1 protein-coding gene is annotated in these 576 nt (G+C 51.2%); it reads right to left on the reverse strand.

Annotated elements, in window-relative coordinates; genetic code table 11:
- Positions 1 to 534: heme biosynthesis HemY N-terminal domain-containing protein (locus ACTHS3_RS16615; RefSeq protein ID WP_440368588.1), on the reverse strand; the 534-nt coding region annotated here is incomplete at its 3' end.
- Between the last annotated feature and the right edge of the window lie 42 nt (positions 535 to 576).

The raw sequence follows: 576 nt of genomic DNA on the forward strand, positions 1-576 counted from the left end.
GTTTTGTGCGGCAGTCGGATAATCGCGGCGGCCCAGTGCGGATTCAGCCAACAAAAGATGACGGGAAAGCTGTTGCTTTTGCGGAAGATGTTCGATTTCGTGCAGGTAGCGGTCGCGCAGTTCGAAGTTTTCCATTTGGTCGGCCGCGTGTGCGCCCAACATCAAAGCCAGGGTGCGGTTGTCGCCTGCTTCTTTGTTTTGCAAGACTTTGGCGGCTTCTTGTTCGGCTTTTTCAAAACGGCCTTCAAAATATGCCAAACCTGCGCTGTTCAAAGAGGCAGAAGCCTGACGGCCTTTGCGGGCACTGCCGAATCGTTGCATACGCGCCGGAAGGTTCAAAAGGCCGAACACGAATTTAATCAGGAAATACAAGACGAATACGCTCAACAGCAGGCCTAAAACAAAGGCATGCAGATTGATGCGCAGCATGGTTTGCTCAACCACGACGTACACGTTGCCTGTATAAATGCCGGAAGCCAACGCTAAACCGACTGCGGCGGCAAACAGAATGACAATCCAAACGACGGTTTTCATGCTTGCTCTCCTTTAATTTTGACAGCAGGCTTGGTTTGGTTT

Source organism: Neisseria sp. P0009.S007, assembly GCF_051962515.1.